This is a genomic window from Methanoculleus sp., from assembly GCF_020696975.1.
GTDB lineage: Archaea > Halobacteriota > Methanomicrobia > Methanomicrobiales > Methanoculleaceae > Methanoculleus.
This window is the reverse complement of the sequence record NZ_JAJGBK010000022.1, coordinates 117,009-141,314: the sequence shown is the minus strand read 5'-3', so window position 1 is coordinate 141,314 and position 24,306 is coordinate 117,009. Positions and strand designations below refer to the sequence as shown.

General features: G+C 64.0%; 27 protein-coding genes. 17 read left to right on the top strand and 10 right to left on the bottom strand.

Going from position 1 to position 24,306, the window contains the following annotated elements:
• The first annotated feature begins 207 nt into the window (after window positions 1–207).
• The 5 genes from QZ650_RS06975 (at window position 208) to QZ650_RS06955 (ending at window position 4,938) form a co-directional block, all read left to right on the top strand.
• Window positions 208–1,473, top strand: coding sequence for a fasciclin domain-containing protein (locus QZ650_RS06975; protein ID WP_292518341.1), 1,266 nt, complete (start codon window positions 208–210; stop codon window positions 1,471–1,473).
• Window positions 1,474–1,570: 97 nt separating this feature from the next.
• A complete protein-coding gene (locus QZ650_RS06970; RefSeq protein WP_292518343.1) occupies window positions 1,571–1,942 on the top strand; it encodes a Mov34/MPN/PAD-1 family protein in 372 nt (123 codons plus the stop codon).
• Window positions 1,939–2,382 (top strand): FAD synthase, encoded by a 444-nt coding sequence (locus QZ650_RS06965; RefSeq protein ID WP_292518345.1) that lies wholly within the window; start codon window positions 1,939–1,941, stop codon window positions 2,380–2,382. The genes QZ650_RS06970 and QZ650_RS06965 overlap by 4 nt, the downstream gene beginning before the upstream one ends.
• Before the next feature lie 45 nt (window positions 2,383–2,427).
• Window positions 2,428–3,108 (top strand): small multi-drug export protein, encoded by a 681-nt coding sequence (locus QZ650_RS06960; protein ID WP_292518347.1) that lies wholly within the window; start codon window positions 2,428–2,430, stop codon window positions 3,106–3,108.
• A 216-nt stretch (window positions 3,109–3,324) separates the two neighbouring features.
• A complete protein-coding gene (locus tag QZ650_RS06955; protein ID WP_292518349.1) occupies window positions 3,325–4,938 on the top strand; it encodes a PAS domain S-box protein in 1,614 nt (537 codons plus the stop codon).
• Window positions 4,939–4,963: 25 nt separating this feature from the next.
• On the opposite strand, the gene QZ650_RS06950 is transcribed toward QZ650_RS06955, so the two are convergent.
• A complete protein-coding gene (locus QZ650_RS06950) occupies window positions 4,964–5,635 on the bottom strand; it encodes a SprT family zinc-dependent metalloprotease (RefSeq protein WP_292518351.1) in 672 nt (223 codons plus the stop codon).
• Between the two features lie 121 nt (window positions 5,636–5,756).
• Between QZ650_RS06950 and QZ650_RS06945 the strand changes: the two genes are divergently transcribed.
• Window positions 5,757–6,338, top strand: a complete 582-nt coding sequence (locus QZ650_RS06945; protein WP_292518353.1) for a hypothetical protein — start codon at window positions 5,757–5,759, stop codon at window positions 6,336–6,338.
• Between the two features lie 160 nt (window positions 6,339–6,498).
• Window positions 6,499–6,735 (top strand): hypothetical protein, encoded by a 237-nt coding sequence (locus tag QZ650_RS06940; RefSeq protein ID WP_292518355.1) that lies wholly within the window; start codon window positions 6,499–6,501, stop codon window positions 6,733–6,735.
• On the opposite strand, the gene QZ650_RS06935 is transcribed toward QZ650_RS06940, so the two are convergent.
• Complete coding sequence (locus QZ650_RS06935; protein ID WP_292518357.1) at window positions 6,722–7,153, bottom strand: DUF61 family protein; 432 nt, start codon at window positions 7,151–7,153, stop codon at window positions 6,722–6,724. The genes QZ650_RS06940 and QZ650_RS06935 overlap by 14 nt on opposite strands.
• Before the next feature lie 260 nt (window positions 7,154–7,413).
• Here QZ650_RS06935 and QZ650_RS06930 point away from each other — a divergent pair, with 260 nt between their 5' ends.
• The 4 genes from QZ650_RS06930 to QZ650_RS06915 all read left to right on the top strand — a co-directional run bounded on the left by QZ650_RS06930 (window position 7,414) and on the right by QZ650_RS06915 (window position 11,594).
• Window positions 7,414–8,343, top strand: coding sequence for a M28 family metallopeptidase (locus QZ650_RS06930; RefSeq protein ID WP_292518359.1), 930 nt, complete (start codon window positions 7,414–7,416; stop codon window positions 8,341–8,343).
• Between the two features lie 6 nt (window positions 8,344–8,349).
• A complete protein-coding gene (locus QZ650_RS06925; protein ID WP_292518361.1) occupies window positions 8,350–9,426 on the top strand; it encodes a M20/M25/M40 family metallo-hydrolase in 1,077 nt (358 codons plus the stop codon).
• A 102-nt stretch (window positions 9,427–9,528) separates the two neighbouring features.
• Complete coding sequence (locus tag QZ650_RS06920) at window positions 9,529–11,034, top strand: glutamine synthetase family protein (RefSeq protein WP_292522479.1); 1,506 nt, start codon at window positions 9,529–9,531, stop codon at window positions 11,032–11,034.
• Window positions 11,035–11,306: 272 nt separating this feature from the next.
• Entirely contained in the window at window positions 11,307–11,594 is a 288-nt protein-coding gene (locus tag QZ650_RS06915; protein ID WP_292518365.1) for a hypothetical protein, read from the top strand.
• Window positions 11,595–11,646: 52 nt separating this feature from the next.
• On the opposite strand, the gene QZ650_RS06910 is transcribed toward QZ650_RS06915, so the two are convergent.
• Entirely contained in the window at window positions 11,647–12,282 is a 636-nt protein-coding gene (locus QZ650_RS06910) for a VTT domain-containing protein (protein ID WP_292518367.1), read from the bottom strand.
• 165 nt (window positions 12,283–12,447) lie between these two features.
• Here QZ650_RS06910 and QZ650_RS06905 point away from each other — a divergent pair, with 165 nt between their 5' ends.
• Both QZ650_RS06905 and QZ650_RS06900 read left to right on the top strand, forming a co-directional pair.
• Window positions 12,448–13,026, top strand: a complete 579-nt coding sequence (locus QZ650_RS06905) for a methylated-DNA--[protein]-cysteine S-methyltransferase (protein WP_292518369.1) — start codon at window positions 12,448–12,450, stop codon at window positions 13,024–13,026.
• Between the two features lie 84 nt (window positions 13,027–13,110).
• On the top strand, window positions 13,111–13,806 hold the full coding sequence (locus QZ650_RS06900; RefSeq protein ID WP_292518371.1) for a lactate utilization protein: 696 nt from the start codon (window positions 13,111–13,113) through the stop codon (window positions 13,804–13,806).
• Window positions 13,807–13,829: 23 nt separating this feature from the next.
• On the opposite strand, the gene QZ650_RS06895 is transcribed toward QZ650_RS06900, so the two are convergent.
• Window positions 13,830–15,296 (bottom strand): RNB domain-containing ribonuclease, encoded by a 1,467-nt coding sequence (locus tag QZ650_RS06895; RefSeq protein ID WP_292518372.1) that lies wholly within the window; start codon window positions 15,294–15,296, stop codon window positions 13,830–13,832.
• Window positions 15,297–15,345: 49 nt separating this feature from the next.
• The gene (locus QZ650_RS06890) at window positions 15,346–16,185 is read right to left on the bottom strand and encodes a class I SAM-dependent methyltransferase (RefSeq protein ID WP_292518374.1); all 840 of its coding nucleotides are present in this window, start codon (window positions 16,183–16,185) and stop codon (window positions 15,346–15,348) included.
• A gap of 94 nt (window positions 16,186–16,279) precedes the next feature.
• Between QZ650_RS06890 and QZ650_RS06885 the strand changes: the two genes are divergently transcribed.
• From QZ650_RS06885 to QZ650_RS06875, 3 genes are all read left to right on the top strand, one after another.
• Complete coding sequence (locus QZ650_RS06885; protein ID WP_292518376.1) at window positions 16,280–16,882, top strand: flavodoxin family protein; 603 nt, start codon at window positions 16,280–16,282, stop codon at window positions 16,880–16,882.
• Window positions 16,883–16,988: 106 nt separating this feature from the next.
• Entirely contained in the window at window positions 16,989–17,744 is a 756-nt protein-coding gene (locus tag QZ650_RS06880; protein ID WP_292518378.1) for a type II CAAX endopeptidase family protein, read from the top strand.
• Window positions 17,745–17,802: 58 nt separating this feature from the next.
• Window positions 17,803–18,279 carry an N-acetyltransferase gene (locus QZ650_RS06875; protein WP_292518380.1) on the top strand — a complete coding sequence of 159 codons (477 nt, stop codon included), beginning with the start codon at window positions 17,803–17,805 and terminating at the stop codon, window positions 18,277–18,279.
• A 10-nt stretch (window positions 18,280–18,289) separates the two neighbouring features.
• Here QZ650_RS06875 and QZ650_RS06870 read toward each other — a convergent pair whose 3' ends face one another.
• A complete protein-coding gene (locus tag QZ650_RS06870; protein WP_292518382.1) occupies window positions 18,290–19,198 on the bottom strand; it encodes an arginase family protein in 909 nt (302 codons plus the stop codon).
• Between the two features lie 285 nt (window positions 19,199–19,483).
• Here QZ650_RS06870 and QZ650_RS06865 point away from each other — a divergent pair, with 285 nt between their 5' ends.
• Entirely contained in the window at window positions 19,484–20,515 is a 1,032-nt protein-coding gene (locus QZ650_RS06865) for an inorganic phosphate transporter (RefSeq protein ID WP_292518384.1), read from the top strand.
• Window positions 20,516–20,611: 96 nt separating this feature from the next.
• On the opposite strand, the gene QZ650_RS06860 is transcribed toward QZ650_RS06865, so the two are convergent.
• From QZ650_RS06860 to QZ650_RS06845, 4 genes are all read right to left on the bottom strand, one after another.
• Entirely contained in the window at window positions 20,612–21,976 is a 1,365-nt protein-coding gene (locus tag QZ650_RS06860) for a PFL family protein (RefSeq protein WP_292518386.1), read from the bottom strand.
• Between the two features lie 8 nt (window positions 21,977–21,984).
• Window positions 21,985–22,257: an ACT domain-containing protein gene (locus tag QZ650_RS06855; RefSeq protein WP_292518387.1), complete on the bottom strand. Its 273-nt coding sequence runs from the start codon at window positions 22,255–22,257 to the stop codon at window positions 21,985–21,987.
• 201 nt (window positions 22,258–22,458) lie between these two features.
• Window positions 22,459–23,283, bottom strand: a complete 825-nt coding sequence (locus tag QZ650_RS06850) for an alpha/beta hydrolase (protein WP_292518390.1) — start codon at window positions 23,281–23,283, stop codon at window positions 22,459–22,461.
• Window positions 23,284–23,346: 63 nt separating this feature from the next.
• Window positions 23,347–24,300, bottom strand: a complete 954-nt coding sequence (locus QZ650_RS06845; protein WP_292518392.1) for an alpha/beta fold hydrolase — start codon at window positions 24,298–24,300, stop codon at window positions 23,347–23,349.
• Window positions 24,301–24,306 lie beyond the last annotated feature (6 nt).

The window sequence follows — 24,306 nt, the reverse complement described above, 5'->3', positions numbered from 1 at the left end:
GAGTTCCAACTCCGATAATTATAATAATATTTATATATTCTCATGCATATTCCCCTCCCGTGGCAGCAGTGAGTGGTGCCGGACGCTTCAGTCCGGTCTCCCGGGCATCATCGACCACTGAAGGTTAATCCCCCTTCAGGGTCCGGATCCTGGATGCCCGTCACTCTCTGCCAGGGTCGATAAACGTGGTGAGACTGTATGAGAAAAATGCCAACCATAACCGGGCTCGTAGTGGCCCTGGCCATCGGACTTATTGCCCTGCCGGTCCTCGCGGCGGCTGCCGATGTTACGATAAGCGGTGGGGCGTACCTCCCCGCCACGCTTACGGTCGAGAGCAACACAACGGTAACCTGGACGAATTACGATCCGGTGAGCCATTCCGTCACCAGCACGGACGGGCTCTTTGACTCCGGGCCGATCGAGCAGAACGAGGTGTTCAACTACACCTTCACCGACACGGGGACCTACCCGTACGGATGCACGATCAACGCCTCAACCCAGCGGACGCCCATGCAGGGTGTCGTCATCGTCGTCCCGGAGGGGATGATGGTCGAACCGGACGAGAACACAACGGCGGATGGGCTGAACATGACGCTCGCCGACGTTATCGCGGGGGATGAGTTCCTGACCCGGTTTGCGGATCTTGTCAGCAGGGCTGCGCTTACCCAGACCGTCCTTGCCTCCGGCGGGCCGTATACGGTCTTTGTTCCGAACGATGCCTCCTTTGAGGCTCTCGGCAACGAGACCCTTGCCGGAGTCTCAAACGACACGGAGATGCTGGATGCTCTCCTGATGCATCACGTGGTGCGGGGGAACTACACCGTGCAAGACCTGATCGCGGAGGTGAACGCCACCGGGAACGAGACGGTTCTTGAGACGCTCTCCGGGGACAACCTGACCATCGCTGCGGTTGACGGCGGCCTCATCGTAGAGAATGCCAGCATCCTCGCAATCGATATCCCGGCCGATAACGGGATCATCCATGTCATCGACAGGGTTCTTGTGCCCCCGGGTCTCATCCTGCCGGATAACGCGACTCCGCCCGCTCAGGCGAACGTCACCGTCATTGAGCCCATGGAGGGCGCCAGTATCCCTGCCGGGAACGTCACGGTGAGCGTCGACGTGATGAACCTCACGCTGGTGGAGCCGACCGGGCAGCCGAACGCTCCCGGCGAGGGCCACCTGCACTACTACCTCGACGCCCCGGTCCCGATGAATGAGAGCGAACCCGCTATCCCGCCAACCGGCGGCTACGTCGTCTCCACGAACCTCTCCCACACCTGGGAGAACGTGACGGCGGGCGAGCACAACCTCTCGGTCCAGCTGGTCAATAACGACCACACGCCGCTCATCCCGCTCGTGTTTGCGATGGTGAATGTCACCGCCGATGGGAACGCCACCACCGACGAGAACGTCACCGTGGATGAGAATGTAACCGTGGAGGCTCTGACGGAAGAACGGATCATCCCCTAACCCCTACCTCTTTCTCCCGGACGAGTCGGTGTATGCGGCCGGGGCTGCATGCCGGACGCGAGGGCTTATGTCCCCTCCTCCCCTACTATTCAGGAGAATGGCCATACGCGGGATCAGCAGGGATCTACTTCGGATGCTCTTTGAACTCGGGAGAGAACATCACCCGAACGAGTTCGTTGCCGTGCTGCGGGAGGAGGGCGGCATCATCCGGGACCTCGACCTGGTGCCCGGCACCATCGTCGGGGAAGAGAGCGCCTCGTTCTTTGTCGATATGCTCCCGCTGGATATCCACCAGGCCGGCAGCGCCCATAGCCACCCGAACGGCGTCCTCTCGCCGTCTTCAGCGGATCTGCGGTTCTTCCCCGGCGTGGGCCGCTACCACATCATCGTCGGGTATCCCTACGGCGAGCGGGACTGGCGGTGTTACCGGGCGGACGGCAGCCCCACGTCCCTGGAGGTGGTCGAATGACCCGCGTGATCGCAACGGGGACGTTTGATATCCTTCATCCCGGGCACCTCTACTACCTCGAGGAGTCCCGGAGGCTCGGCGACGAACTCATTGTGATCGTGGCACGGGACGCGAACGTCAAACATAAGCCAAGCCCCATCCTCCCGGAGGACCAGAGGCTCCGGATGGTCCGGGCGCTGCGGCCCGTCGACCACGCGCTCCTCGGCGACCTCCATGATATGTTCAGGCCGATCGAGGAAATCCGGCCCGATATCATCACGCTCGGATTTAACCAGCATTTCAACGAGGAGAACCTCCGGCAGAGGCTCCGGGACCGCGGACTCGACGCCGACGTCGTCCGGATCCCCGGGTATCCCGGCCCGCTCGCCAGTTCGTCAAAGATTGTAGAGCATATCCTGACGACCCGGGGCCCTCACCGTCCCGCCGGTGAGGGGGAGTGAGCCCGGGCCGACACGCGGGCACTCACCCGCAGGTGACGGCGATTCATGCGGCAGACTGATCGATGGGAGGGTGACGGGGCCGACGACGCGACCAACTGGCTGAAGGTCTCGGTCCCCCTCCTGCTCTGCGGGCTCTTTCTCGCCGTCGTATGGTTCCTCCTCCCGCCGGAACAGTGGCTCCTCCTCTTCGGGGCGATGGTCGCCTACATCGTCCCGCCGCTCGGCCGCGAGACGATCATCCCTGCCTGCATCCTTCTCGGGATCCCCTGGTGGCTGGCTGCGTTCACCCTGGCGTTCCTTGACTTCGCTGGCGCGCTCTTTATGGCCTGGAACTTTCCGCTGGTCCTGCGCATACCCCGGGTCGGCCCCTGGGTCCAGCGGTTCATGGAAGCGGGACGGACGTTCCTGGACCGGCGGCCATGGCTTGAACGGCTCTACTTCGTCGGTCTTGTCGCCTTCGTGAGCCTCCCCTTTGACGGTTCGGGGAGCATCGTCGGTTCTGTCGTCGGAAGGATGCTCGGGATGACGAAGACCGAGGTCCTCTCCTGCATCACCATCGGCGGCATCATCGGCAGTTTCTCCATCGCCCTCGGCATCGACTACGTCACAACCCTCATCCCGGAGGAGGCCGGACTCTGGATCTCGCTCACCGTCTTCCTCGTGGTCGGCGCCATGCTCCTTGCGATGTACCGAAGTTACATGCAGAGAGGGAAAGCAAACGTCTGAGCCCCGTGATACCGTATTCGGCGACGGAACGGGGCAGATGTCTTCTCACGGTCCGACGGTGCCGCGACTCAAATGGAAACAATAATATCAGACCCGGGGGATTGATCATCCTACCCGGTCCGGGAGAGCCCGGACCAGGATCCGGAGAGCAACAGGATGCAGGCCGTCCGAAAGAGTTAAGGACGACTCTGTTCTGCTGCCCGGGATGGTCAGAATATGGATCTGCACACCGTGAACGGTTCACCGGCCAACCTGCCCGTAGAACGGCACGGCGGCGCCTGTCAGGGCTGCCGAAGAGACGAGGACGCTCCCGCCGGCGTGACCGTGTCCGCCATCCCGGGTGTTACTGCTGCGATGCTCCGGCAGGTGGTCGAGCGCTCGCCCTCCGGGATCTGCATCGCCGATAGGAAAGGGCGCATCCTCTTTGCCAACGCTTCGCTGCTTGCCATGTGGGGGTATGACCTGCAGGAGACGGTCGGACAGCCTGTTGACCTCCTCTGGTCTTCCCGGGACGAGGGACCGGACTGCATCGCCCATGCTCTCTCCGCCGGACGGTGGAGCGGGAGGGTTGCCGCCCGGAAGAGAGACTCAAGCCTCTTTGACGTCCGGATCTCAATCGATACCATCAGCGACCCCGGGGCTGCCGACCCCTGTCTCCTCATCTCCTGCACGCCTCTCCCCGCGCAGTGGGGAAGCGCGGACTCCCCTCACCACCGCCTTGAACAGGCCGTCATGGCAATGCCTGCACGCTTTATGGATCTCGCGGAGATGGATCCGGCCATCGACACCTCACTTGAGGACCTCGGCCGTGCGTGCGGGGCGTGCAGGGCCTACCTTTCCCTCCTGAACGATTCCCGGACGCTGCTTGGCACGACCCACGAGTGGTGCGCACCGGAGCAGAAACCCCGGCGCGGGGAGTTTCAGAAGTTCCCAAAGGATCTCCCCTGGTGGCTCGCGCGGCTCCTGGAGGGCGAGACCGTCCGCCTGGACAGGGCATCCGGGGAGGGGCGGCCGGGCAGGGAGGAGCGCGAGTTCCTGAGACGCGACGGGATTACCGCGGTGCTGATGGTCCCCCTCCGGCTGAGAGGGGAGGTCGTCGGGTTTGTCGGGTTTGACCGGAAGACCGAAGGCGCCCGGTTCACGGACGGGGACGTGATGCTCCTCTCTTCCGCCGTCCATATCATCGCGAACGCGCTCAACCGGAAGCAGTCCGAGTACACCTTCCGCGAGTCGGAAGGCCTCTACCAGATCGTCCTTGACGCCATCACCGACACCGTCACCGTCGTCGATACCGGGCTCACGCTCCTCCTTGCGAACGACGCCTTCATCGCCTGGTGCGAGGAACTCGGCCTTGCGACAGACGTCGTCGGGAGGGACCTCTTTGACGTCCTGCCGTTCCTTCCGCCCTCCGCGAGGCAGCAGTACGAGCGGGTCATACGGACCGGGCGGCCGCTGACATCGGATCGGTCCTTCAGGTTCGGCGACCGGATTGTGGTGCTCCGCGAGATGCGGATCCCGATCTTCGAGCAGGGCGAGGTCGCAAGGGTCATCACCGTCACGAGGGACGTCACCGCCCAGAAAGAGGTTGAGGATCTCAAGTCCAAGGCATACGGCCAGATCGAGCGGAACATGGAGCAGTTCGCCCTGCTCGCCGACCATATCCGTAACCCCCTCCAGGCGATCGTGGGGCGCGCCGAACTGATCGACGATGCCGAGGCGCGGGAGAAGATCCGGCAGCAGGTGCAGCGGATCAACGCGATCATCGATCAGCTCGACGAGCGGTGGGCGGAGTCGAGGAAACTCTCCATGTTCTGGCGGAGATACTCCTGATACCGGCGAAGTTCGGCCAGCGTTCTCAAAACTCGCTCCAGACCCGGTTCCGTTCGATGATGACCCAGTAGCGCCGCAGTTCGGCCTCCGCCGCCCGGTGATCGGGGTAGTGTTCGCCGACGAGACGCCAGAACCGCTCCGAGTGGTTCAGTTCCCGGAGGTGGGCGGCCTCGTGGACGACGACGTACTCCCGCAGGGGTTCGGGAAGGGCTATGACGCGCAGGTTGAAGTTCAGGTTGCCGAGCGTCGAGCAACTCCCCCACCGGGTCCTCTGCACCTTCACCGCGATCCGCCCCGACCATCTGCCGGCAAGGTCCGGGCAGGCCTCCAGGCGGCCCGAGACCTCCTCCTTCAGCATCCGCGAGAGGTTTCTCTGGAGAGCGGGGACGGACGGGGAGGCGACGGTCCCGCGCGCGTCGTCGACCGCGAACCGGGCGCCGGGAACCAGGTGGTAGAACCGCCCGGAGAGGAGGAGCATCCCCTCCCTCCCGCGCCCCTCGGCGGCAAGGCGGTCCAGGTCCCTGCGCCGCTCCTCGATCCAGGCCGCGTTGCGCTGCACGAACCCCTCGACGTCGAACGACGGGGGGGCGACCACCCGCAGGCTCCCGTCCGGCCGCACCTGGAGCCGGGCAGAGCGGACTGCTTTCCGGACGATCGTCATCCCGGCAGCGCCTCTCTCCTTCTCTCCCCGATCCATACATCAGTACTGGGACGGCGGTGAGAAAAACTGCGTGATCCGGCACGCACCTATACCCGATGGCAGCAAAGAAGTACGGTAGGGCTCCCGCTCCGGCATTCGGGCGGGTGCGGAGGGTGGTATGATGAGGGATAAAGAACTCAAGATCGGGGATATCGCACGCCTCACCGGGATATCCGAGCAGGACGTCCGCAGACTCGTCCGGACCTACGACAGCCTCTTTACCTACCGGACCGTCGGCCGGGTCAAACTCTTCCCGGAGAAGGCTGTCCGGATCGTCACCGAACTCGTAGAACTCTCAAAGAACGGTCTCACACCGGAAGAGGTCACCGAAGAAATCCGGACCGGCGGGAGACCCGCGGCACCCGAAGAGCCGGCAGAGGAAGTCGGCCGGATTGCTCCTCCGCTTCCCCCGGAGGTGGTGCTTGATCTCGGGGTGATGCAGGAGACGCTCGCCCGGCAGGAACGGCAGATCACCCGCCTCGTGGCTGAACTCGAACGGGAACGGAAAGAGAGGCGGGAGGAGGCCTCCGGGCTGCAGAAACGGCTGGATGAGCAGCAGGAGGAGCTCGTGCTCGTGGCGGAATGGGTGGATTACTTCGACCGACAGATGGACGAGGTCTCCCGCCCGGTATTCGAACGGGTCCGGCGGACCCTCGGGACGAGAGGTGAACCCGGGCCGTCAACCCGCCGTTCCGGGTGACGGGGCCGGCTCTCCCGGGAGAACCGGCCATGCGTTACGCCCGTGTCGGGCAGGTAGCAATGTATAATACAGATTATTATAAAGATAACAAAATTTATATGCGATCCCCGCTACCGGCATCCGAGGTGATTGCATCCATCAGCAGAAAACGGCCACTGTATTGACCGTCGCCATCCAGGCCCTGGTCATTGGCGGGTTGATAGTCTGTATCGTCGTTGGAACACAGGATCGGCCGTCTTCCATTGGTTCGCCGGACGGTGACACCCGGAACGTCTTTGACCGGCCCGAGAGCGCCTCGCCGGCCGCATACTCCATCATCGGCAACCGGCCGGATCTCCCGGTGATGAGCGTCCGGGCCGGTGCCGGGAACACCCTCTCTTTTTCTAACCCATCATGATCTGGATGGCCGTCGGGTAGCGGTTCACGATGGCGTAGACAAGGGGTTTTGCTATCCAGAGCCTCCCGCCCTGCATCCTCCGAAGGGGGCTTATCTCCTGCAGGATCTGGAGAGCCTGCACCGCAGCCTCGTCCGCGAGGAAGAAACTGTCCGGGACCGTGGAGTCGAAGTAGAAGAGGATCGGGAGCCTGAGCCGGCGCTGCAGGTCGCCCGGAAGCCCTTCGGCCAGCCGCTGAAGGACGTCCCGGTCGAAGTCGTACCGTTCGCCGCCCTTTGTGACGGACGATGGGTCCTCCTCCCGAAGAAGCCGGGAGAGGCGTTTTCGCTCTGCAACGACGCCGTCATTGATCCTGCCGATCTCAAGCCGCATCCACTTTAAAAGGGTCGACTCGTCGCTTGCTGATGGTCGGTTAGGCATGGTTCTCCGGTCGTGATCCGTCTCGGATAGAATTCAGTCTCTGGCATCCGATATATACCTGGCCCCGGACGGGCCGGTATGAAGCGGCGGGGTCCCGGGGGATGTTTCCGAATTCAGGGCAGAATATGCCCCTATGCGGATCACGGACCCCTCTTCTCCGGGGGGAAAGTATATCTACCTCTCTTTCCTATCCGAGGCTCTCTATGCGATCATTCGGACGAGATTCAGCCCGCACGAGGCATGGCCGCCGATTCTGGAGGATGCACTTCTCTCTCCTCCTGCTTGCCGGCGCGGCGGTTCTCCTCGCAGCCGCCCCGGCGGGCGCCGCCGGCACGCCCGGGATGGAGTACGATCCTGCCGTCGCCTCGATGCTTGCAGAGATCAACGAATCCGAACTCCAGAAGACGGCATCCGACCTGCAGGAGATCCCGACCCGGGCGTTCGGGTCCGACGGGAACCGGGAGGCGGGCGACTACATCCACCGGAGGCTTGCCGATATGCCCGGGCTCGATGTGGAGTTCCAGGGCGGCGAACTCAACAACGTCGTCGCCATGCTCCCCGGACGCGACAACACCTCTGATGAGGTCGTCATCGTGGGAGCACACTACGACAGCAGGTCATCCGACCCCGCCCGCGCACCCGGGGTCACCGATAACGGGTGCGGTGTCGCGATCGTCCTGGAACTCGCCCGGGTGATGAGCCGGCACTCGTTCGACCGGACGGTGGTCTTCGGGTTCTGGAACGCGGAGGAGGACGGGCGGTACGGCAGCGCCGGGTACGTCGCGAACGTATCGAGCCCGGTCGCGCTCTACTTCAACTACGACTCGGGCTGCTACGATCCTGCAAACCGGTCCGTCCTCGACATCGTCTATGACGAGCGTTCCCGGGAGGCTGCGGCGCTCCTGGCCGGCCATAACATCCTCTACGGGACCAACTTCAGCCTGACCGTGAACAACTACCATTCCTGCGCCTCGGACCATGTGCCCTTCCAGGCCCGGGGCTTTCCGGCGGTGACGACCCACAGCGACGGGCACGGCCCCGCCCATACCCCGGACGACACCGTCGACCACGCATCGTTTGGATATGCGAAGAGAAACGCCGGGCTCGGCCTCTCGGTGCTCGCGAAGGTGGCCGGGCTCCGTGACGACGCGGTTGACCCCGCCGTCCCAAAGGCCCCGCCTGCCGGGTGATCGTCCGTGCCGTCCCTGGCCTGCCTGCGGTTCGTCCTCCTCGCGGTTGCCGTCTCTCTCGTGCCGGCCGCGGCTGCGGCTGACCTATCGAGCGGGTCGGCATACGACCCCGGAGTCGCTGCATTGCTTGCTGAGATCAACGAATCCGAACTCCGAAAGACGGCGTCTGACCTGCAGGAGATCCCGACCCGGGCGTTCGGGTCCGGCGGGAACCGGGAGGCGGGCGACTACATCTACCGGCGGCTTGCCGATATCCCCGGGCTCGATGTGGAGTTCCAGGCAGGGGAGGTGCGAAACGTCATCGCAAGACTCCCCGGGAGCGCCAACACCTCCACCGAGATCGTCGTCGTGGGAGCACACTACGACAGTCGGTCGTTTGACCCCGCCCGTGCACCCGGGATCACCGATAACGGGTGCGGTGTCGCGGTCGTCCTGGAACTCGCCCGGGTGATGAGCCGGCACTCGTTTGACCGGACAGTCGAGTTTGCGTTCTGGAACGCGGAGGAGAACGGCAGACACGGCAGCCGCCGGTACGTCGCAAACATCTCGGCCCCGGTCGCGCTCTACCTCAACTACGACTCAACCTGCCTCGGGGAGGGGGACCGCCCGCGTCTCAACCTTCTCTACAACCGGGGAGCCCGGGAGGCTGCGGAGCTCATGGTCCACCACAACACCCTCTACGGGACCAACTTCACCCTGACCCGGAATGCGGCCCCGTTCATGTCCGACCACATATCGTTCTGGGCCCGGGGCCACCCGGCGATGATGGCGCACGCCCTTCCGCAATGGCCCGCCCACACCCCGGACGATACCGTTGACCGGGCGTCGTTTGAGTTCGCCGGGAAGAACGCCCGGCTCGGCCTCTCGGTGCTCGCGAAGGTCGCAGGGATGGAGGGTATCGCACCGGTCGCGACGGGCGAGAGCGGTGCCGTCCCCTGGCCGGAGGGGTGGGCTGACAACCCGGCGATCCCGGTCATGCCGCGAAACGGTGCCGCTATCCATCGCGCAGGGGAAGACGGCTATCATCCTGCAGTCCGCCTCTCCTCCTCGGGGGCAATTTGGGCCTGTGGATGCTCTTTGTGAGCATGAAGCCACTCTCTGGAGCCCGATCTCCGGTACCAGCACCACACCGGATGCGATGAGGAGAACACGCTTTTATACGGTCGAGACCAACGTTAGAAAAATATGAGAGATTCTGAGATCCTGATGAATCCCAGTGATCTGGTCCGTTTTCTCAAGAAGGATCCTGTGGAGTTTACCAAGGAGGATATCATCCGGTTCTGCCAGGAGACCGGGATTGAGATGGTCAACTTCCGCTACGCTGCCGAGGACGGCAAGCTCAAGACCCTCAACTTCGTCATCTCCTCAAAAGAGCACCTCGATATCATCCTCTCGGACGGCGAACGTGTCGACGGCAGCAACCTCTTCTCGTTCATAGAGGCAGGAAGCAGCGACCTCTACGTGATCCCCCGCTACCGAACGGCTTTTGTGAACCCCTTTGCCGAGGTCCCGACGCTCGAGCTCCTCTGCTCGTTCTACGACAGCGACGGAAAGCCGCTGGAGAGCTCGCCGGAGTACGTGCTCCGCAAGGCCGATGAGGAGTTCACCCGCCGGACCGGGTGCACCTTCAAGACCCTCGGCGAACTCGAGTACTACGTCATCAGCCCCCGGGATGACCTCTACCCCGGCCGCGACCAGAAGGGCTACCACTCGGCCGAACCGTTCGTCAAGTTTTCGGATCTGCGGGATGAGGCGATGCGCCTCATCGCCCGCGCCGGCGGCAGGATCAAGTACGGCCACTCTGAGGTCGGGTGCTTCTTTGCCGACGACCTCTACTACGAGCAGCACGAGATCGAGTTCCTGCCGATGCCGGTGGAGCAGGCGGTCGAGCAGCTGATCATCGCCAAATGGGTTCTGCGGATGCTTGGCAACCAGTACGGCGTCGAGATCAGTTTCGCCCCGAAGATCACCGTCGGCAAGGCCGGGAGCGGGATGCACTTCCACATGCTCGTCGAGAAGGACGGCAGAAACCTGATGGTCGAGGGCGGCAGGTTGAGCCCGATGGCCCGGAAGATGATCGCCGGCATCCTCGACGCCTCCGACGCCCTGACGGCCTTCGGGAACACCATCCCGACCTCCTATCTCCGTCTCGTCCCCCACCAGGAGGCGCCGACGACGATCTGCTGGGGCGACCGCAACCGCTCGGTCGTGGTCCGCGTCCCCCTCGGCTGGGTCGGTGCGGACGACATGACCCGGGACGCCAACCCCTGCGAGGTGGAGGCCCGGGCGGAACGGCCGTCGAAGCAGACGTTCGAGTACCGGGTCGCCGACGGTTCGGCCGATCCCTACCTGACCGTCGCGGGCCTCGTCGTGGCGGCGCTCCGCGGGATCGAGATGCCCGATGCGCTCGAGGCGGCCGAGCGGCTCTACGTCAGCGGGAACATCTTCCGGCCCGAGTTTAAGGAGCGTCTTGCGGAGTTCCGGCAGCTCCCCGCCTCCTGTGTCGAGTCGGCCGAGGCGCTCGAGGCGAAGCGCGCGATATTCGAGGAGAACGGGATCTTCCCTGCCGGGATGATCGAGAGCAGGATCTCCACCCTGAAATCCTTCAACGACCGTGGGCTGAGCGAGAGGCTCTACGGCAACAACGAAGCCATCCGGGAACTGGTCGAGCAGTATATCCACGTGGCGTGAGGACAGGTCTCCCCCTCCCCCACGGCCGAAGACTTTTTTGCCAGCCGGCTCTGGCTGCCCCTTCAAAACCCGGCGCCGGGATAGGCCTATCGCCGCCGGTGTATGGTGTGCTCCTCTCCCGGGTGTGCGGGAGGGGTAAGTTATTATTAGAAGTGGCTCCAGAGGAGGTGGCTCTCCGGGGTGGGGCAAGGGACCCCGATCACGCAGGACCGCGGAACCTGCCGCATTCCGGGTGAAGGAGACATGTCATGAGAGGCGAAACAGGAGAGGCTATGTCGGGAGAACCGGGACCGGTCACGTTTAACTGCTACCAGGTGATGCCGGGCGAGGGGGAGGGTACTCCCGAGGAGGGTATGAACACCTACAGCGTTGTTGTGCTGCTGCCCGGCGGGGAGGTCAAGCACCAGATCGTCTGGGCGGGGGCCCCGGAGGATATCGGCGACGCAATCCGGGTCCCTCCCGGTTCACGGGTGATCATGACCGAGATGAAGAGCCCCACAGTCTGGGACAGCGAGGCCATGGAGGAAGAGGAAGCCATGGAGGCCGCACCGGCCCCCTGACCTTTTTTGAGATCGGCCCGGGCCGATATCTCCGGCAACGCCCTGGCGTGGGTCAGAGCCGTCTGGCATCGAGGAGCATGGATGCCACCCCGACCATCGAGACCGCGATGATCGCGAATATAACGATATTGAAGTTCTCAGAGATGATCGGAATGTTCCCGAAGAGATACCCGGCGAAGACGAAACTCGCAACCCACAGCACCCCTCCCGCGGCATTGAACTGGATGAACCTGGAGTAGTCCATCTTTCCCGTACCCGCGAGGAACGGTGCCAGGGTTCGGACGAAGGGAGCGAACCGGGCTATGACGATGGTCTTTGCACCATATCGCTCGAAGTATCCCTCCGTCTTTCGGATATGGTGCTCTTTGATGAACGGGATCCCTCGTGAGAGGAACCGTGAGCCAAACGACCTTCCTATCCAGTAGTTCACGGTGTCTCCCGCAACCGCCGCGACCATCAGGAGGGCGAGGGCGGTGAGGATGTTGAGGTCTCCCTGCGCGGCGATTGCGCCTACGAGGAAGAGGAGTGAGTCTCCCGGGAGGTAGGGGGTGACGACGACCCCTGTCTCGAGGAAGATGATGAGGAAGAGGAAGAAGTACACGAATACCCCGTACTCCTCTATAATGAGCGGCAGAAAGTCATCGAAGTGCAGGATGAGATCGATGATGGACCACACCTGTTCAAACATTCAACCACCGTGTGCATTAAGACCTCATTATTGCTATGCCGAGAAACCCAATTCCTATCGAAGCGGCCCGGAAACGCCGGATGGATACTGAGAGCCGGTCTTTTTGGAGCCCCTGTGTTCTGGCCGCCCCGCAATATAGATGGCGATCGCGGTCCAGGTTAGATCATGCATCAATCCCCGGGCGATCACGGTGCAATCCCGGCTGTCACGGAGGTCATGACGGCGTTCGGGCCGGTTCGTCTCATCTGGGTTCGGCCTGATACCGGCCCGAAGGTCCGGGAGATCATCCTCCCCGGCGACCCTCGAGCCGGTGCGGTGATGGTCGGCGGGATGGCCTCCATTCCGGAACCCCGGGATGACAGCATCCGGACGCTGATTGCCGGGCTCCAGTCGTTCCTCCGGGGGCACGACGTGCGGTTCGATATCGGGCTCATCGACCTGGACCGGTGCCCGCCCTTCCAGCGACGGGTGCTCCTCGCGGAGTACGGCATCCCCCGGGGGTACGTCAGCACCTACGGGCGGATCGCCCGGCATATCGGGAACCCCGGCGCGGCGCGTGCGGTCGGGAGCGCACTCGCAAGAAACCCGTTTCCCCTCGTCATCCCCTGCCACCGCGCCCTGCGATCGGACGGGCGTCTGGGCGGGTTCCAGGCGGGCCTCGGCATGAAACGACGACTGCTTGAGATGGAAGGGATCAGGTTCCGTGAGGACGGCCAGGTGCTGATGGAGAAGGTGTGGTATTGACGCGACCGTATATATCACGAGGCTACCCGGGCCATCGAGAGGTATATGTGGTATGACGTCCCCCGACCCCGCGGTGACGATAGGATGGCAGATGCGACCGGCCAGCAGATGGCAAAACCCACGGAGTACAGTGCAGTCAACCTGTTGAAGGACGCCGGGGTGGACACGGAGCGGTGGAACCGTATCCCGGACGAGGCGACGATCAGAAAGACGGTTGAGGCGATCGAGGCCCGGAACATACGGGTGATCCTCACGGATACGGCGCAGAAGGCGCTCAGCGCCGTCGTCGACCTGATCCCCGAAGGGGCCGAGGTCATGAACGGCTACTCGACGACCCTGGTCGAGATGGGGTACGACCGGGCGCTCGAGGAGAATCGGAAGGGGTGGCGGGACTACCACGCGACCATCACGGCCGAGAACGACACCGAGAAGCGGCACGCGCTGCGCCGAAAGAGCGTGGCTGCCGAGTACTTCCTCTCCGGGGTCCAGGCGATCGCCGGGTCGGGAGAACTCGTGGCGTGCGACAAGACCGGGAGCCGGACGGGGGCATGGCCTCACGCGGCGGCACACCTCATCCTCGTCTCGGGGGTGAACAAGATCGTGCCGACCCTTGACGACGCCCTCCGGCGGTGCCGGGAGTACTGCCTGCCCCTTGAGAACCAGCGTGCGCAGCATGCCTACGGTGTCGGGAGTTATATCGGCAAACACGTCATCCTCGACCGCGAGGAGGTTGACGGAAGGGTCACGCTCGTCCTGATCCGCCAGCCGCTCGGTTACTGAACGGGGAGGAGACCTCCTCCCTCTCACCCGGTGCGTGCGAAGTCGATGAAGCCGTTGTAAGGATCGGTCGCGAGCAGGCGGACGCGGACCCTCTGGCCGACCCGGAGCCCCTGCTCGCCGATGACCACTTTTCCTTCGGCCGGCGGGTCGATCAGCCGGACATACGTCCCCTTCTCCGATGCGCCGGTGACGAACGCCGCAAACGTCTCGCCGATCTGTTCCCGGAGGAGGACCGCGGCCGCCGCCTTCCGGACGAAGCGCTCGACCTTCTGGGACGCCTTCTCCCGGTCGGTCAGCCGGGCCGCGAGGTCGTCGAGTTCTTCGCAGGTATACGGGCATTCATCCCCGTCGATGACCGATTTTATCAGCCGCTGGATGATGATGTCGACGTAGCGCCGGTTCGGGGCGGTGCCGTGGGTGTAGTCGGTGACGGCGAGGGCGAAGTGGCCGATCGGCTCGTCGCCCGGCCGGAACGCCACGTACTCCCCCGCCCCCATCAGTTTCACCACCGTGAGCGAGAGGTCGGGGAAGCGGTCGGGGTCGGCCGCCTTCTGCCGGATGAGGAACCGGGTGAGGGCCTCAGCGTCCGGTCTGTCGGGCAGAATCTCGCCGCGGTCCGCGGCCTCCCGGACGATGCCGGCCCAGTTCTTCGGCGTGCGGACGATCCGGTGGATCATGGGAAGACCGGCACCGTTCAAGAATGCGGTTATGCTGCCGTTCGCCGCGACCATGAACTCCTCGATGAGGCACCGGGCGAGGTTCTGCTCCTGGACGGCGAGCCCCAGGACCCGGCCGCCTGCCACGACCGGCTCGGCCTCGATCGTCTCGAGGGCGAGGGCTCCCTGCTCCGTCCGGCGCTTCTTCATCCGCATCGCGGCCTCGTGCTGGAGGAGGACCTGCCCGGCAAGCCCCGGTATCTCCGCGACCGTCCGGGGGACGGGACCGCTCCCCTCAAGCCAGGCGCCGACCTCCTCGTAGACGAGTTTTGCGTGGTTCGCGACAATCGCCCGGTAGATATCGCTGGGTCTCGTCCTCCCGTCGGGAAGGACGGTGTACTCGATGACGATCGCCATCCGGTCCCGGCCGGGCAGGAGCGAGGTGAGGTCCGCCGAGAGCCGGTCGGGGAGCATGGGAAACGTCGTGACGCCGGTGTAGACCGATGTCCCGTTCCGGGCGGCGTACCGGTCGGTCGCCGAGTCTTTCGGGACGCGGGAGTCGACGTCCGCAATCGCGACCCTGACACGGATCTCCCCCCCTGGCCCCTCCTCGCAGACCTCTATCTGGTCGAGATCCAGAGAATCGTGGTTGTCGATCGAGGACCAGAGGAGCGCCCGGAGGTCGAGAGGGTCGCCGGGGGTCTCCGGGAAGGCGCCTGCCGCAAGAGCACCGACCTCACGGAGGACGGGCGGCGGGAACGCCGGGACGAAGCCGTACTGCTGCATCGCCGACCACGCGATGCCCTTGAGGTTGACGGGGGGCTGGTTCTGCATCCAGTGAAGATCTCTCTGCGGGCATATATAGCAGGTGAGTCGCGCCCGGTCACCTGCCCTCCTTCTCCCACCAGACCGCGGCCGTCGGCCGGATGGTCCTCTCGACGAACTTCCCGGCCTCGTCTTCGCGGAGCACCCGGGCGAAGTGGTCCCTGACCACCGAGAGGTCCTCCATCTCCGGGTTGTGCATCGCCGCCCAGGCCCGGGCGGCCTCTTTGGGGGAGTCGTAGACCGCGTCCCAGGCGGCGTGATAGATACGGACGTTCGGGTAGATCCCGGCGTCGTGGAGGATGTTGACAGGGTAGATGTAGTCCGGGTAACCCTTCCCGGCAGCCGCCTCCTCACCAAAGACCGCCCGGTAGAGCGCCATCTCCCCGGGGCCCCGCCACTCGCCCGCATGCCAGAAGAGGTAGACCGCCCGGCGGGCCGCGGCGTCGAGTTTCTCGAGGGCGGCGGCGAGGTCGTAGAACCCGATGGAGAACGCCGCAATGACGACGTCGTGCGGTTCGACATCCCTCCCGATCACGGCGTCCTCCCAGCGCATCGTGACGGTGGAGTAGTTGGTCCTCCCCGCGGAGGCCATCCGCTCCCGGAGGACGGCGAGCATCCCCTCCGAGGGGTCGAGGGCCGTGACATGGGCGGCGGTCCGGGCGATCGGCACGGCAAGCCTCCCCGTCCCTGCGCCCATATCGAGCACGGTCTCCTCCGGCCGGATGTCCAGGATCCCGAGTTCCTGCTCGGTTGCCGCTCGCTCGTCGCGGGTGACCCGTTGGTAGGCGGCGGCGCGTCTGTCCCAGTGGGCGGCGGGATCACGGCCTTTCTCGACGCGTTCGGGCGAACTCATGTATATCACTTTCCAGAGTTCGTTCCAGTCGATGATCTTGTGCATGGATGTTCCTCTTCCCGGAACGGCATAAACACTCATGATCGGTTCCTTGCTGCCCTCCCGGAACCCTTATTCGACATCCAGAGGAGATCCGATCATGAAGGTACTTGGCATCAATGGGAGCCCGAGGGCGCGGGGGAACACCGGCCGCCTCCTTGCCGAGATCCTGCATGGGGTCTCTGATGCGGGCGCCGAGGTGAGCGCGGTCAATCTCTCCGAGTATACCATCGAAGGCTGCGTCGGCTGCGAACGGTGCAGGCGCGACCTGACCTGCACCCGCCGTAACGACGGCATGACGCTGCTCTACCCCCGCATCGTGGAGGCGGATGCCCTCGTCCTCGGCTCGCCGGTCTACCACTACAACGTCACAAGCCTTATGAAGGCCTTCATCGATCGGCTCTACGCCTTCTACGATTTCACCGATGATCGTCCGCGGGGCTACTCCAGCCGTCTTGCGGACAGGCCGCGCAAGGCTGTGGTCTTTGCGGTGGGTGAGCAGGCGGATCCTGCCGATCTCGGCGTTGCACTCGAAGCACTCTCCTTGCCGCTCCGGCCGCTTGGGTATGAGGTGGTTGCCGAACTCCCGGTCTTAAACTGCTTTGAGCCGGGGGTCGTCGGGAAGAAGGAGGGGGTGCTTGAGCAGGCGTACCGGTGCGGCCGGGACCTTGCGGCGGGGCTCTCCGGGACCATGGTGCTCTGAGACGTCGGCCCGTATCAGATATTACCGGGCTCATGCCGGACGATCCGCCGGTGGGAGTAGCCTTATTTGCACCACCATCCCTGGACGGTGCCAGTGGGTGATGCCGATGAAGACTACCAGAAGAACGAGGTCTGTGGGGCTCTTCTTCCTGCTAGTCTATCTACTCTCCCTCCCCGTATACCTGCTCCGTCTCATTCCCCCATACAGCCTACTCATGGTCGCTAACCCCTTCATCGCGGCCTCGCTCCTCACCTGCCGGGAGGCAGGATGGGACGGCGTGCGATGTCTGTGGGAGAGATCCTTTGATTACAAACGGATCCGGCGAAAGGTCTGGTATATCCCCCTCCTTCTCCTGATACCGGCCGCGACAATCCTGCAGTACGGGTTGATGAGGCTGATGGGGGAGGTATCCATCCCTCGCCTCCAGTTTCCGCTCCTCGCGATGCCCGTCTACTTCGTGGTCTTCTTCGTCCTCGCGATCGGCGAGGAGGTGGGCTGGTCGGGATACGCCCTCGATCCGCTTCAGGACCGCTGGGGGGCTCTCCCCGCGGGCATCATCCTGGGGGTGGTCTGGGCCCTGTGGCACCTTGTCCCCTACTCCCTCGCAAACCCACCGCTCTGGGTGGCGGGCCAGTGCGTCGCAACGGTGGCGGCACGCATCCTTATGGTCTGGCTCTATAACAACACCGGAGGGAGCGTATTCGGCATGATCCTGTTGCATGCCATGATCAACATGGGATCGGTCCCTGACTACGGTTTCCGGTACGACCCTGTCCTGGTCGGCCCCATCCTGGCCGTCATGGCCGCGGTTGTGGTCTTCCTGTGGGGACCCGGGACCCTGGCCCGCTACCGCTATGCCTGAGCGGACCCGTGGAGTAACGCGGTGAAATTATATCACCCCGACAGCCGGATCCGCACCGATGGTCACGATACGCTACCACACCACCGATTCCCGGGAGATTGAACGGATCAGGCCGTTGTGGGAGAAATTACGGGCGTTTCATGCCGCCTGTCTGCCGGACTTAAGAGACCGCCTTGGTCGGATGACGTTTGAGGAGCGAAGCGATCTCCTTCTGAGGAAAGCGGCGGGCGGCCTCCTGTGGCTTGAGATTGCGCAGGCGGACGGCGGGGATATAGGCTGCTGCGTCAGCACGATCTCGGAGGCGAAGGCCGGCGAGATCGATATGATCTACGTGGATGAGGCGCACCGTGGAGAGGGCGTCGGGATGGCTCTCATGGAGCATGCGCTCAGGTGGCTGGAGGAGCACCGGGCGGACCCGATATCGCTCTCCGTAGGGGTCGGGAACGAGGGAGTGATAGCATTTTACCGGCGGTTCGGGTTCTTTCCACGGCATATCGTTCTTGAGCGGAGGGTGGACGGCGGGCGGCAGTCTTGAGCGGATCGCCTCACCTCCCGGTGCTCTCCGGCAGGACCGTTCCGGCCAGCCCGGCCGCGAGGCTGCGGGCAAACCCGCGGGCAATCCTGCTGTCCGGATCAAGGTCCGGGTTGAAGATGGTGACCGTCAGGCCCACGGCCCGCCCCGACCCGACAGCCGCGTCGAGCGTCTCAGAGAGTTCGGAGAGGCTCAGCCCCCCGGGCATCCGGTAGTCCACCGCAGGCATCACGGCATCGTCCAGGACGTCCGCGTCGAGGTGGATCCAGAAACCGGCGAGGTCGTCCCGGACCAGCCGGGTGAGCGCGTGCGACACCGTCCGTGCGACACCCCGCGAGCGCACCTCCTCCAGGCTGCAGGCCCGGATGGGTGTATCCCGTATATCCCGGCTCCCCTCCCGCGCTGCCTGCTCTTCGTCGCGGAACCCGAAGGCAACGATATCCTCGTCCTGGACGAGAGGGCCGAAGCCGTCGATATCGGCCAGGACTGCGGGGCCGCGGCCGGATACAAGCGCGAGTTCCATCGACGCCACCTCCCCGCGCGGCTCGGCCTCAGGCTGGTAGAAGTCGGTGTGTCCATCGATGAAGAAGAGCCCGTAGCGCCCCATCCGGCGCAGGGCGAGTGCGGGACCGAGGAGGATGCTGCAATCGCCGCCCAGCACGACGGGAAAGCGCCCCCGCTCAATGAGGGGCGCCACGGCGTCGGCCAGCGAGACCGAGTAGGCACGGATGGCGTCGCCGTTCAAGAGATGCGTCTTCGGGTCGCGCCTGCCATCGTAGGGCGGCGGGTCCACCCGTCCGGCGCTGTCGGCACCGAGCATGGCGGACAGGCCCGCGGCCCGGAGGGCGTCAGGCAGCCGTTCGACACCGCCCGGCCGTAACCCCAGGTTCGACGGCGCTTCAAGGATCGTATAATCAGGCATTCATTCATCACCTCTTCCCGGCGAAGGCCGGACCGATCGCCTGTCCGGATCGCCCGTTGCCGGGTGTGCGTCTGGCACCGTCTTCGTTATACCTCTTTGCAGGGATGTCTTACAGCAATACCGGAGTCTGATGGCACTTGATGCAGCGAGGACGAAGGATCTCTGGAGCCGGTTCCATTCCGGGCGCCTGAACCGGTCGGTGGATATAGAGTCTCTATATTCTTCTATATTCTCCGTCGAGAATTGCTATATCCTGCGCAGGGCTACCAATAACCATCCGATATCATGCTCGATCCCACCCTGCTTCTCATCGTCGGCATCATCATCCTCGCACTCATCTTCGATTTCACAAACGGTTTTCACGACTCGGCCAACTCCATCTCGACCGTCGTCTCGACAAAAGTCCTCTCCCCAAGAAACGCCGTGGCATTCGCTGCGTTCTTCAACTTCATCGCGGCCTTCGGGTTCGGTGTCGCTGTCGCGAGCACCATCAGCAAGATCATCAACCTCGATCATGTCGCGGCCCCTGTCATCCCTTTCATCGTGCTCTCCGGCCTCGTCGGGGCGATCGTCTGGAACATCATAACCTGGTACTCGGGCCTCCCGACATCCTCGTCGCACGCGCTCATCGGGGGCCTGATGGGCGGTGGCCTCGCGGCGGCCGGCATTGCGGCGATTCAACTCTCGACCATCGGGACAATCGTTCTCTTCATGTTCCTCTCGCCTATCATCGGGCTCCTTATGGGCCTACTGTTTATGACAGGAGTAATACGGCTCTCCGGGGGTACCTCGCGAGCGGCGGCTGAACGGGACTTCAGGCGCCTCCAGCTCTTCTCGGCGGCCGCGTACAGTTTCAGCCACGGGACCAACGATGCGCAGAAGACAATGGGGATCATCACCCCGCTCCTCTTCTCTATCGGCTACTTCGGAGCGGGCGTCGATCCGAACAACCTGCCGGTTCCCCTCTGGGTGATCGTCGCCGCGCACGCGGCGATCGCGCTCGGCACATTCTTCGGGGGATGGCGGATCGTGAAGACGATGGGCTACGGGATCACCAGGCTCCGCCCGGTCCATGGATTTTCGGCGGAGACCGCCGGTGCCGCGACGATCATCGGGGCTTCCCTTGCGGGGATCCCGGTGAGCACGACGCATATCATATCTTCCTCCATCATGGGCGTCGGGGTCACCAAAGGGGCGAGGTTCGTGAAATGGGGTGTTGCGCGCCGGATCGTCGCGGCGTGGCTCCTCACGATACCGCTCAGCGCGTCGATCGGGTTTCTTGCGTTCTCGGCATTGCACCTGATGGGATGGGCCTGAGGCAGCGGAAACGGGCGCCGGGCATGGGGAACGGGGGCAGCGCAAAAGGGTTTTTTCCTCCTTACATCCATCCCCGCAGCCGAACCTCCCCGTCCCTCAATTCTTGAAACTGTGAATCGGTGCGGGGATCCGTCCGCCGCGGTTGATGAAGTCGGCGCAGCCGAACCTGTTGATCTGCTGGATCGGCGCGTGCCCCAGCAGCCCGCCGAACTCGACGGTCTCGCCGACATCCTTCCCGATCACCGGGATCAGCCGGACGGCGGTGGTCTTCTGGTTAATCATCCCGATCGCGGCCTCGTCGGCGATGATGCCCGATATCGTCGAGGCCGGTGTGTTGCCCGGGATCGCGATCATATCCAGGCCAACCGAGCAGACGCAGGTCATCGCCTCGAGTTTCTCGATCGTGAGGGCGCCGCGGTTCACCGCATCGATCATCCCCTGGTCCTCGCTGACCGGGATGAACGCGCCCGAGAGCCCGCCGACAAACGAACTCGCCATGATCCCGCCCTTCTTCACCTGGTCGGTCAGGAGGGCAAGGGCGGCCGTCGTCCCCGGTGCACCGGCCGACTCAAGCCCCATCTCCTCGAGGATCCCCGCGACGCTGTCCCCGACGGAGGGCGTGGGGGCAAGGGAGAGGTCGACGATCCCGAACGGGATCCCGAGCCGCTCCGAGGCCTCCTGGGCGACGAGTTGCCCGGCCCGGGTGACCTTGAAGGCCGTCTTCTTGACCGTCTCGCAGAGGACCTCGAAGTTCTCGCCCCGGGCGCCCTCGAGCGCGTGCTTGATGACCCCCGGCCCGCTCACGCCGACGTTAATGACCGCGTCGGCCTCCGAGACGCCGTGGAACGCCCCGGCCATGAACGGGTTGTCGTCGGGGGCGTTGCAGAGGACGACCAGTTTCGTGCAGCCGATAGAGTTATGCTCCTTCGTCGCCTCGGCCGTCTCCCGCACGATCTCCCCCATCAGTTTCACGGCGTCCATGTTGATCCCGGTCTTTGTCGAGCCGATGTTCACCGAACTGCAGACCCTCTCGGTCGAGGCGAGGGCCGCCGGGATCGAGCGGATGAGGGCTTCCTCGGTCGGGGTCATCCCCTTCGAGACGATCGCCGAGTAGCCCCCGAGGAAGTTGACCCCCGTGTCCCGTGCGGCCCGATCAAGCGTCTTTGCGACCTCTACGAAGTCTTCGGGGGATCTGCAGGCCCGCCCGCCGACGAGTGCGATGGGGGTTACGGATATTCTCTTGTTCACGATCGGGATCCCGTACTCGATCTCGATCTCCCTCCCGGTCGAGACGAGGTCTCTCGCCAGCCGGGTGATTTTTTCGTATATATTCCGGTTTAAGGCGTCGAGATCGGCGTCGCAGCAGTCGAGAAGGCTGATGCCGAGCGTGATCGTCCGGACATCGAGCCTCTCCTGCTCGATCATCTTGTTGGTCTCGTTCACCTCAAGGATATTGATCATAGGACCCCTCAGATACGGTGCATCTTTGTGAAGATATCTTCCCGCTGGCACCGGATCCGGACGCCGATCGCATCGCCGAGGTCGTCGAGTTCGGTCACCATCTCGGCGTACGGCTTTGACGACCTGCTGGTATCGACGATCATCATCATGTTGAAGTAGCCCTGGACGATCGTCTGCGAGATGTCCTCGACATTGACCTGGTTATCGGCAAGGTAGGTGCAGACCTTCGCGATGATGCCGACGGCATCCTTCCCGACGACGGTAATGATTGTCTTGCTCATGCTTCTTCTGTCCTGTTATGGTATTGGCTCTCCCCAGGCATTAACCCGATTCAAACAATCGGGAGTGAGATGGGGGTCCTTCTCCGGGAGAGAGCGGCGGGTTCATTCGCCGTTCGGGACCCCTCCGTCAACCGGGGAGAGCGTTCTGAGTGCTCCTGTCCCTGAATATAAGTCCCGTCCCGCCCCTGGCACCTGCTGGCGCTACTCTTTCCGTCCGCCAGTCATCTCCACCCGCACCGGTTCAGCCGGACCGAGCAGGAACTCGGTGATCAGCCGGACGAAGAGTTCCGGCGCCGTGCTCATTGCGATATGCTGCTCTCCGGGCATGACAACGATCCTGCTCGCCGGTAGCGCCGCATGCACCGCCTCTGTAGCTGCCTTGAGATAGCGGGGACTCTCCTCACCCTGCAGGAGCAGCGTGGGAACGTCCAGGTCCTTAAAGCGGGAGGGCTCGAAGATATAATCCTCATCCGCGAATTCTCGCGGGATGGTGTGCGCCGCTTCCAGCCGGGCTGCCCAGGACGGGTCCTTTCGGAGAACGGCGAGTTGATCCTCCGGCACCTCGACAACATCACGATAGAATGCGAGCAGAACCCCCTCCCGGTCCCCCGCATCAAGGAGCGCCTGGATCTTCGCCCGTGCACCGGGTGGATACATAGGCAGTCCGACCGGTAACGCGGGTTCGTACAGAACGAGCCTGTTGAGGTTCGTGACGCGGAGTGCTGCCTCAAGGGAGATCAACGCGCCGTACGAGTGGCCGAGAAGGTTCACCGGTCCGGAGATAGAGTTCACCACAGCGGCGATATCCTCGTATTCGCGCTCGATAGCGTAGGCTGCCGAATCGCCGCTCCGACCGCGTCCACGCCGGTCGACGGCATACACGGTGAATGTCCGCTCGAGCATCGGGAGGATACGCCCCCAGCGCGTGTGGTCCGCGGTTGTGCCATGCACCAGGACCAGAGCCGGCCCGGTCCCGCTTCGCTCGTAGGCGATGAGCGTTCCATCGTTCGACCTGACTGTATCCATAGATGTCTCCTTACCCCAAGGGATAACTCCGGCGATGCCGGGTAAAACTTTCGGGTGCCATCTTTAACTCCTCTCATGGGTGCCCGGAGGGCCGGTCGATACCCTCCCCTCCTCACCGGTTGTTCGCACATCGAGCCTCAGGTGCCTCCGCAGGAAGGCGATCTGGTCGGCGATCGCCATTTTCCGCACCTCCGGGCGGTAAAAGTCGAAGTGAGCGACGGGATAACTCTTGAACTCGCCGCGTGGAGCGGCGTCCGCTATCTCGCGGGCCAGTTCCGGCGGTGTTTCGCGGTCGTTTTCGGCGATACAGACCAGCACCGGTATCGCGACCCGGCGCGCCTTCTCGCCAGGCTTGTAGCGCATCATCTCAAGGAGCGCTCGCGGTGCGACCTCGTTTCTCCAGTGGCTGCTCTGCATCCCCTCGATGGCCTGGCGCGCCTCTCGCGTGGCCATGACGGCGGTCTCGCCGGTCGCGCCGACGGCAGGGATGTAGCGGGGCGGGCGGCCCAGCCAGCCCCGGAGGGCGTCTTCGAGTGCCACGAGAAGGAGCCTCCCCGTCGCGGCCGCCGACCTGCCTTCCACCTTTGCCGGGAAGCCGTTGAATGGGACCTGCGCGACGACGGCCGCGATACGCGGGTCGTCTGCGGCAACCGCGATGACGTGGCCGCCTCCAAGAGACGTCCCCCACAGGGCAACCCGTTCCGGGTCGATCCCGGCCAGGCCGCGGGCAAACCGGACCGCGGCGCGGATATCGTCGTGCTGCCTCTTGATCTCGATCACCTGGCGCGGGATGCCCTCGCTCTCCCCGAAGTTCCGGTAATCGAAGGTCAGTGCGGCCAGATCGGCTGCGGCGAACGCACGTGCGGTTGCCTGGATCGATGGCGTATCCTGGGTGCCGGCAAACCCGGCCGCGAGCACCACGCAGGGCCGGAGGGTACCGGCCCCGGCGGAGCGGTAGAGGTAGCCGACGCACGCGGTGCCGCCCGAATCGAAGCGCACCCGGGTCTGCTCGATCATACCGGT